Source organism: Paenibacillus sp. MDMC362 (genome assembly GCF_003269305.1).
GTDB lineage: Bacteria > Bacillota > Bacilli > Paenibacillales > Paenibacillaceae > Paenibacillus_AQ.
Genome location: NZ_QLYT01000096.1, coordinates 1 through 9019, shown reverse-complemented (window position 1 = coordinate 9019; position 9019 = coordinate 1). Strand labels below are relative to the sequence as shown.

Annotated in this window: 8 protein-coding genes; 7 read left to right on the top strand and 1 reads right to left on the bottom strand. The window is 49.7% G+C overall.

Going from position 1 to position 9019, the window contains the following annotated elements; all coding sequences use genetic code 11:
• Window positions 1–356 precede the first annotated feature (356 nt).
• From DP091_RS30600 to DP091_RS30575, 6 genes are all read left to right on the top strand, one after another.
• Entirely contained in the window at window positions 357–821 is a 465-nt protein-coding gene (locus DP091_RS30600; RefSeq protein WP_113061779.1) for a KGG domain-containing protein, read from the top strand.
• Window positions 822–1022: 201 nt separating this feature from the next.
• Complete coding sequence (locus DP091_RS30595) at window positions 1023–2690, top strand: AraC family transcriptional regulator (protein WP_113061778.1); 1668 nt, start codon at window positions 1023–1025, stop codon at window positions 2688–2690.
• Between the two features lie 117 nt (window positions 2691–2807).
• Entirely contained in the window at window positions 2808–3830 is a 1023-nt protein-coding gene (locus tag DP091_RS30590) for an ABC transporter substrate-binding protein (RefSeq protein WP_113061777.1), read from the top strand.
• Window positions 3831–3870: 40 nt separating this feature from the next.
• Entirely contained in the window at window positions 3871–4878 is a 1008-nt protein-coding gene (locus tag DP091_RS30585) for a FecCD family ABC transporter permease (RefSeq protein WP_113061776.1), read from the top strand.
• Window positions 4879–4897: 19 nt separating this feature from the next.
• Entirely contained in the window at window positions 4898–5890 is a 993-nt protein-coding gene (locus DP091_RS30580; RefSeq protein WP_181469966.1) for a FecCD family ABC transporter permease, read from the top strand.
• 22 nt (window positions 5891–5912) lie between these two features.
• Complete coding sequence (locus tag DP091_RS30575; RefSeq protein WP_113061774.1) at window positions 5913–7577, top strand: alpha/beta hydrolase; 1665 nt, start codon at window positions 5913–5915, stop codon at window positions 7575–7577.
• Between the two features lie 101 nt (window positions 7578–7678).
• Here the strand turns inward: DP091_RS30575 and DP091_RS30570 are convergent, their stop codons facing one another.
• The gene (locus DP091_RS30570; protein WP_113061773.1) at window positions 7679–8323 is read right to left on the bottom strand and encodes a PAS domain-containing protein; all 645 of its coding nucleotides are present in this window, start codon (window positions 8321–8323) and stop codon (window positions 7679–7681) included.
• 177 nt (window positions 8324–8500) lie between these two features.
• On the opposite strand from DP091_RS30570, the gene DP091_RS30565 reads away from it, so the two are divergent.
• Entirely contained in the window at window positions 8501–8863 is a 363-nt protein-coding gene (locus tag DP091_RS30565; RefSeq protein WP_113061772.1) for a helix-turn-helix domain-containing protein, read from the top strand.
• Window positions 8864–9019: the final 156 nt, after the last annotated feature.

The window sequence follows — 9019 nt, the reverse complement described above, 5'->3', positions numbered from 1 at the left end:
CTTGAGGGGGTAGTGGGTGTATACCCGTGGAGGTTCGAGTCCTCTCTACCGCATACGAACATGAAGAAAAAGCTCTGCACCTTGTGCGGGGCTTTTTTTGCGCTTAAGATCTCAAATGTATAAACTTCGAAGCATGGCCTACCTCATATGAAAAAACATCTAAACGAGTTCTGTCTTCTTATGAATGTACGTCGATAGTTTTTTCCTTATATCCAGGTTTACATAGGATTCATCACGGTTTTGATCGAATTTCATTGCACATTTATGCACAACAAGTGTTTCATCTCTGGTCAGGAGTTTAATATCATAACGTGGACGAGCAACAACTTCAAATTACCTATAAGGAGTGATTCAGAATGGCTAATAACAACAATGGAAAGATGAGCCGTGAAGAAGCAGGACGTTTAGGTGGAGAAGCAACTGCGAACAACCATGACAAAGAGTTCTACCAAGAAATCGGGCGGAAGGGCGGCGAAGCAACCTCCCGCTCCCATGACAAAGAGTTTTATCAGGACATCGGTAAAAAGGGAGGAGACTCCACGTCAAGCTCCCATGATAAGGAATTTTATCAGGAAATCGGCCAGAAGGGCGGGGAGGCGACTTCCGATTCCCATGGCAGGGAATTCTATGAGGACATCGGACGCAAAGGCGGCGAGGCTACCTCGGAATCCCACGGACGTGAGTTCTATCAAGAGATTGGACAGCAGGGTGGCGAAGCCAGAAGCGACAGCGGCAGCAGCGGGGACGGCAAGATGAGCCGTGAAGAAGCGGGCCGCAAAGGCGGCGAGGCAAGAGCAAGACAACGCCAGCGGGGGAACTAATGACAATCCTGCGCATTTAACACCATATTTGAAAAGCAGCAGCTACGGCTTCCTAACAGGGAGCGCGTGGCTGCTTTCTTTTTGTCTAACATCTTCATTCGACAAGGTGGAAAAGAGAAGATCGTGCTGGACTTTTGGGGCGGTGTGTGATAATTATATGATAATGATAACCATTCTCATTTAAGGTTGGGGTCTGTACATATGTTAAACCTGTCGACGAATAGCAGCAGCAAAAAAGATTCGCGTGAATACAGCGGGCTCACGGCCCGTTTATGGAATATGGATATTGTTCATGGGCAAGAGCTCTCCCTGGAGCAGCAGTTGGCAGTGCAGCCAGCCCTGATTATCCCGCTTAGCGGTGAAACCTGTTTGCAACAGGCAGAGCAAATCACCCGTATGAATAAGGGATGCGTTTATTGTTGTGCAGCGGGGACAACTTTCGGAATTACGAGTGTCGATAACAAGAGTTCCGAGGAACACGAGCAGGCTTCCGTTGCGATCCTTCATTTTAGTTTCATGGAAGGGATATCAGGCTGCGGTCGATTGCATGAGGTGGATTGCGCCGCTTTCATGCCCTATGACGGCATCTTTGTCATCAGCTCACCGGACCGCTTGAATCTCGTCTGCCGGTCGATGTATAAAGATTTTCACAGCAAGGAGCCCATGAAGCAGTGGAGGGTTCAGCTGGATTTTCAAGAGCTGCTGTATACGATGATTGCCGAATGCAGCCCTTACGCCAAGAATGATAAGCGGCAAGCGCTGGAGCGGGTGAAGGAGTATATCGAGGAGCATTATGATGAAGATTTAACGATTGAACAATTGGCGAACCTTTCGGAGCTGAGTCCCAAATATTTTGTGGAAGTATATAAGAAGACGTATGGGCACAGCGCAATGGATTATTTGGCGCATGTTCGTTTGAACAAGGCGAAGCAGCTGATGCTGGGCTCGGATTCTTTGCTGCGTGAAGTGGCGCATATGGTGGGGTATAAGGATGAATTTTATTTTAGCCGCAAGTTTAAGAAGGCATTCGGGATCTCCCCCTCGGTGTATATGAAAACAAGGAAAAATAAACTGGCGATGTACGGCTCAACGGCCCTTCTGGGTTACGCCATGCCGCTGGATTTCACGCCGTATGCGGCTCCGCTTCATCCGAAGTGGTCACAGCATTACTATAACGTGCTTGGGCCGGATATCCCTGTCCATCTGGATGCATACCGCCAGAATCATAACAAATATGCCAATCTGGAGAAGCTGGCCTCGGCACGTCCAGAGCTCATCGTCTGCTCACAGGGGGTGGAGGATTGGGAGAAGGAGCAGCTTCGATTGATTGCACCTCTCTACGAAATGCCGGAAGAAGAGGAAGGGTGGCAGTTTAATATGTTAGGACTCGCTAAATTGCTGAACAAGCTGCCCGAAGCGGAGCGATGGATTGAAACGTTTCATCATAAAATATCGACCTACCGTGAGAAGCTCCCCGCTGAAATGATGGAAGAACGCACGCTTTTGACCGCACGCCTGCATCGGGATGAACTGAGGGCTTACAGTCATCCGGGCATGAAGGAGCTATTATATGATTATTTTAATTTTCAGCCGGCTAAGCCTGTGGACTGGAAGGAGGCTGGACGTTTAACGATTGAGCAGATCAAGAAGAGCCGGGCAGACCATATGCTGCTCTTGATCCGTCAGGATTCCGAAACGCTGGCCAATTGGAGAAAACTGCAGGCAACGCCGGAGTGGATGACCATTCCCGCGGTGCGAGAAGGAACGTTCCACCAACTATCCTCTTACCCTTGGCGCGAGTACTCCCCCATTGCGATGGAGCAGATGGCGGATGAAGCCTTTCGGTTGTTTTCCGGAAATTGTCCATGAGGAATCCGGTGATTTGTCCATGGTACGAGGAGAGAAAATCCTATACTATGATCAATAATGATAATCATTATCAATTATTGAGTGATCATAGATCATGGAAGGGGTAATTGGAGAGAGATGAAACGAATGAAATGGGTCTTGGGGTTATTGCTGGTATTTGCGTTGGTACTGTCCGCCTGCGGTGGAGGCAGCGAGGCTAAAGATACAGACGGAGCTAGCGCGAATAATGCAGCAGAGAGCGCGAACACAGCCGGGGAGGATAACGCTGCGAAAGAAGAAGCGACTCCCGCATCGTCCGATACTAAAGTTGTGAAATACCTCGATCAGGAATATACGCTTCCGGCCAAGACGGAGCGCATCGTTATCACCGGCGCCGTTGAAGCCATGGAGGATGCCATTGTGCTGGAAGTTAATCCGGTTGGGGCCATTACCTTCTCGGGTAAATTCCCGCCGATGTTTGAGTCGATTACGAAGGACGCCCAATCGGTTGGTGAGAAAATGGAGCCGAATTTCGAAACGATCCTGTCTTTGAAGCCGGATGTGATTTTGGCATCGTCCAAAGCCAAGCCTGAAGTCATTGAACAGTTAAATAAAATCGCTCCCGCGATTCCGTACTCCCATATATCGACCAACTGGGAGAGCAACCTGAAATTGCTCGGCGAGTTAAGCGGCAAACAGGAACAAGCGGAACAGGCAATAGCGAAATATAAAGAGAGCTTGGAAGAAGTCAAAGCGACGATTGGAGATAGCCTGAAGGACAAGAAAGTTCTGGCGCTTCGGATTCGTGCGGGCGAGATGTACATCTATCCGGCAGGCGTGTTCTTTAACCCGGTATTGTATGAGGACTTGGGGATTGAAGTCCCGGCTGAAGTAGCCGCAGCCAAAGCACAGGAACTGATCTCGAAAGAGAAGATTGCAGAGATGAATCCGGATTACGTATTTGTCCAATTCTCGCCAGATGAGAATAAGGATACGCCGAATGCTTTGGAAGAACTGCAGAATGATCCGATCATGAAGAACTTGAATGCATTCAAGAACGGCACCGCTTTTGTCAACGTGGTGGATCCACTGGCTCAAGGCGGAACCGCGTACAGCAAAATCGAGTTTTTGAAAGCTGCAGTCGAAAGTCTGACAAAGTAACATCCAACATTTCAGTATAAACCTATAAGGCGTGTTGTTCATGGGGATTAAAAAATCACTGCCGGCTGTCATCCTTGTGATGGCCCCGGCAGTCTGCTTCTTGCTCATAGCGGCCTCTATCCTCTATGGAGCCAAAAATATTACGATGGATACCGTTTGGGATTCCATCTTTGCTTTTGATTCGGAGAGCATCGATCATCAGATCATTGTGAGCTCCCGATTGCCGAGAGTTGTCGGTGCCATGCTTATCGGCGCTTTTCTCGCGGTATCAGGCGCTTTAATGCAAGGAATGACAAGGAACTATTTGGCGTCCCCATCCATCATGGGGGTATCTGATGGTTCGGTCTTCGCGGTGACACTGTTCATGGTATTTATTCCGAACGCCAGCTCCAATATGTACATCGTCAGTTCGTTGATCGGCTCAGCCATCGGAGCGGCCGTCGTGTTCGGCTTGGCATGGCTTATTCCTGGAGGACTCAGCCCGGTTCGACTGGCTATACTCGGAACCGTAATCGGGACGTTTCTTAGCGGTACCGCAGAGGCATTGGCGGCCTATTTTCAGATATCACAAAATATCAGCTTCTGGTACAATGCCCGACTGCATGCCATGGACCCGGAACTGATCAAACTGAGCATTCCGTTTGCAATCGTTGGTTTGTGTCTTGCCGTTGTATTATCCAAATCGATCACGCTGCTGTCGCTCGGGGACGAGACGGCCAAAGGGCTCGGTGTGAATACATGGCTTATTAAAGCCCTTGCGATGGTGGCTGTTGTGATTCTGACCGGCGTATCTGTGGCGCTGGCGGGTAAGGTTGCCTTTGTAGGTTTGATTATTCCTCATATTGCCCGTTTCCTGTCCGGCTCGGATTATCGATGGATCATACCGGTGTCAGGCGTGCTTGGCGGCATGTTTCTTGCATTATGCGATATTCTCGCACGGTTTGTAAATGATCCGTTTGAGACGCCGGTGGGTGTTATAACTTCGTTGATCGGGGTTCCTTTCTTCCTCTACTTGATCAAGACGAGGGGAGGGGCTCAGCGTGCGTAACACCTATTACCGATTCCCGATGGTTCTGACTGGAGGAATCTTGGTTGCATTGACTGCCATATATTTCAGTCTCACCAACGGGACGTTTGATATGTCCATCAAGGAAGTATTTCAAACTTTGCTTCGGATGAATCCCAATTCGGATTTCGATCTCGTTGTGTTCGAGTTCAGGCTGCCTCGTATTGTCCTTGGCGCTCTCGTCGGGTTTGCGCTGGGTATGGCCGGTGCAGTTATCCAGGGGGTCACCCGCAACGGACTTGCGGATCCGGGCATTCTCGGCATCAATGCAGGTGCAGGCATGGCGGTTGTGTTGTTTATGTTCCTGCTGCAAGGGCAGATCACGATGACCGGCTGGCTCGGGGTTATGATGATGCCGATGTTCGGTATCGCTGGCGGGTTGGCGGCAACTACGGCCATATTTATGTTCGCCAGAGAAAACGGAAAGCTGGATCCGCAGCGGCTAATTCTTGTGGGGATTGCGATTGCATCCGGCTTTGGTGCTATTACGATGTTCCTCTCGCTCAAAATGAATCCATCGGATTATGAGATGGCCGTAGCTTGGCTGGCCGGCAGCCTTCACAGCGCTAACTGGAAGTTCGTGGTCACGATGCTTCCTTGGCTCATCCTGCTGCCGCCTGTCATTTGGCTCCGCTCTCAAGTGCTCGACTTGTTCCAGCTGAGCGAGGAAAGCGTGAAGAGTGTCGGGGTAACCGTTGAACGCGAGAAAAATGTATTGCTTCTATGCAGCATCGGTTTGGTCAGCGCGAGCGTTGCCGTATCCGGCAGCATTGGGTTTGTCGGTCTGATCGCTCCGCATCTGGCGAGGCAGCTGGTTGGACTGCGGCACAGGCATATCATCCCGATCAGCGGTATAGCAGGCATGGCGATCGTGGTCATAGGCGATTTCATCGGCAGAACGATATTTGCTCCGGCCGAGCTGGCTGCAGGCATTGTGGTGTCCGTGATTGGGGTTCCATATTTTATCTATCTATTAATTCGCATGCGAAAATAAAAGCAGCTTTCGGGAGGATTACATGAATCGTTATCAACAGCTGGTGGTTGAGGACAGGGAACTCACACTGTGTTTACCTCCTTCTTATCATGAGTCGGACCGTTCTTATCCTGTTGCCTACGTACAGGATCAGGGAGATATGTTCAAGGACTGTCTCAACTATTTGAGTCACCTATTTGCAGCAGGCCAACTCGTCGAGGTCATCCTGGTCGGGATATCGTCAACCAATCGGAACCGTGAGTACACGCCTTGGCCGGCCGAGCCGCTGCTGGAGGGCAATCCGCCTTTCGGCGGGGAGGGCAATGCTTATGTCGATGAGGTTGCGGATGTCATCAAGGCGTACATAGATAGACAGTACCGTACACTCGCAGCGCCCGAACATACAGCCATCATTGGCGGTTCTTTTGGGGGGCTGATCTCGATGTTCGCGGGGTATTGGCGCCCCGAGACCTTTGGACGGATCGGAATGCTTTCGGCTTCATTATGGTATGACGGGGTTATGGATTACATCAGGGAGCAGGGGGAATTGCCTGCCGGGCTGAGGGTATACATGTCTGTTGGACAGTTGGAAGGCGTATATAAGAACAATGCGCAGCAACATATGTATTCGAATAATGTCGAGGCCCATCGATTCTGGAACGAACAAGGGGTGAGCCCCGAGCGTCTCCAGCTGGCGGTAGATCCTGATGGGACCCATGATCCCATCTTTATGGCCAGAAGATTTCCGGATGCGCTGCGGTGGTTGTTCGTCAAGGAAGAATATGACCAAGAATCCGAGATGGTGCGAGCTCAGCTTGAGGGTATGGGTAACCACGAAAAGGATGAAGCGCACGATAACCGCGATGACCAGAACCATGATAACCACAATAACCGCGATAACTGCAATAACGACGAAAAAGATCCTCTGTTTCGCATACCGGGAACGGTGACATGGTCCATGCAATCCGACCTCACAGGCCGCGAATACCGTATTTTCATTACCGAACCGATGGGACCGCCACCTGATGGCGGGTATCCTGTATTATACTCGCTGGATGCCAATGCGACCTTCGGAACGCTGGCAGAGGCCATCCGACTGCAATCCCGGACGCCCCGCGGCATTCCCTCTGCGCTTATTGTCGGGATCGGCTTTGACAGCGACAGTCCGATCGTGAGCAGCGAGCGTTTTTATAACTTTACTGAATATGCTGAAGACCATGAATTGCCGGTCCGCCCTAACGGATTGGATTGGCCGGAAACAGGCGGCGTCGAAGCATTCCTTACGTTCATCGAGTTTCAGCTGAAGCCGGCCGTGGAGCGGCAATACGCGGTGAATCGTTCGAAGCAGGCGCTGTTCGGGCACTCGCTCGGCGGTTTTTTCACCTTGTATACATTATTCACCAGGCCGGAGGCCTTTGCACGGTATATTGCGGCTTGTCCCTCCGTATGGTGGAAGAACTATGTGCTGTACAAACGATGGGAGGAGGGGCAGCTCCGTTTACAACAGAGCGGACAGCGTAAAGAGCTGCGTTTGTACGTTGGAGCTGAGGAGAAGCCGTCCATGGTTCAAGACGCCAGGGAACTCTATGCATTCCTCAAAGGGCATGATGAGGTTCTGGAGACTACGTTCCATGAAATTGAGGGAGAAGGCCACGTCTCGGTACTGCCTGCTCTGATAAGCCCTCTGCTTCGTTTTGTGAACGCGTAATGAGAATGATGCCTTAAGCATGAATAAGCAGCCTCATATCCAGCGATAAAGCCGGATCATGAAGCTGCTTATTCCGCGTTGCTGTATACAGAGGCAAAGAGTTAATCGAGTATTTCCGGATCATCAAGGATGGAAGAGTACTTCGGGTATAATCTGCGAATGCAATCCGGACAGATATCGTGGGTGAATTCAATGGGGAGGCGGCTCTCTAAATAGCTCTCCACAGGCTCCCACTCTTCCGCGTGGTGAACGTATTTGCATACGGCGCAGATGGGAATATGCCCGGGAAGGGGAAAGCTGTGAGCCAGCGCTTGTTCCAGCAGCAGTTCCTTGCGTTTGAACTTCGTAATATCCGTAAACGATATCATAGCTCCGTGAATACGGCTGTCCTTGTTGATAAGCAGCGGCAGTACCTCACATAAAACCCAATTCTCTTGGCCGTCCCATTGCACGGCATATTCCAAGGAATAATCAGATTGCTTTCCCAGCAAAACATCTCTTACGGAGGGCAGATCCAGCTCATGGAAAAAATGATCAAATGAAGCCAGACTCAGGGACCTGGAAGCGAGATTAAAAAAAGATGCCCCCTGCCATCCAGTCTCAGGGGTAACACCATATCTTCCGGCCATGGTAATGAGTGGATCGTTAATTTTGTCTATGATGCCATCCGGGGTAATGATCATCAATCCTTTATTTAAGGAATGAACCGCATTATTCCAGGATGTGATCATGGTATCGTAGGGCAAATGACTCGCTCCTCGTACTGAATAGACTCATGAGTAAAAGATACAACGATCCATGAGTACTATGGTATAATTTAGGCAATATATATTTGATTATACACGTAATTAAGTTGTTTTGCAAGATAAAAATACGTACATAAGTAATTTTCTTTCAAAGAGAACTAGGAAGGCGGTTGTTTGATGCAGTCTATTTACCAACGAATCGAACATCTCATAGAAAGCCGAGGTATGACCAAGAAGGCGTTTTGTGAAACCCTCGGGATCAGCACAGGAAATTTTGGTGATTGGAAAAGGGGGAAAACAACGCCGAGTACGAATAAATTGATTGAGATTGCAGCATTCTTTTCCGTAAGCTTGGATTGGTTGATTATTGGCAAGGGCAACCCCACCCGACTCAGGGAAGCGCGTGGAGAGTATGAAGTGGATCCGGAATCATCCGATCTTCCCTTCATGTCCGGATTGGCAGAGAATGAGAAGGAGTTTATCCGGGAATATATCGAGTTTTCAGCATACCGGAAGGAAAAGAGAAACGACAAGACCTAACTGCTCATGACCTAAGCTATTGATCCTTAATTTGGTTCTTTACTTTTATGTAATGGAACAGTATAATAGGGAATGTTCGCTACAGAACATCCCTTATAACATGCGGTAGTGGTGGAATGGCAGACACGCTATCTTGAGGGGGTAGTGGGTGTATAC

Excerpts from the sequence above, each read along its gene's own strand:
- DP091_RS30600 (WP_113061779.1), top strand. The coding sequence starts at position 357 with ATGGCTAATAACAACAATGGAAAGATGAGCCGTGAAGAAGCAGGACGT.
- DP091_RS30595 (WP_113061778.1), top strand. The coding sequence starts at position 1,023 with ATGTTAAACCTGTCGACGAATAGCAGCAGCAAAAAAGATTCGCGTGAA.
- DP091_RS30590 (WP_113061777.1), top strand. The coding sequence starts at position 2,808 with ATGAAACGAATGAAATGGGTCTTGGGGTTATTGCTGGTATTTGCGTTG.
- DP091_RS30585 (WP_113061776.1), top strand. The coding sequence starts at position 3,871 with ATGGGGATTAAAAAATCACTGCCGGCTGTCATCCTTGTGATGGCCCCG.
- DP091_RS30580 (WP_181469966.1), top strand. The coding sequence starts at position 4,898 with ATGGTTCTGACTGGAGGAATCTTGGTTGCATTGACTGCCATATATTTC.
- DP091_RS30575 (WP_113061774.1), top strand. The coding sequence starts at position 5,913 with ATGAATCGTTATCAACAGCTGGTGGTTGAGGACAGGGAACTCACACTG.
- DP091_RS30565 (WP_113061772.1), top strand. The coding sequence starts at position 8,501 with ATGCAGTCTATTTACCAACGAATCGAACATCTCATAGAAAGCCGAGGT.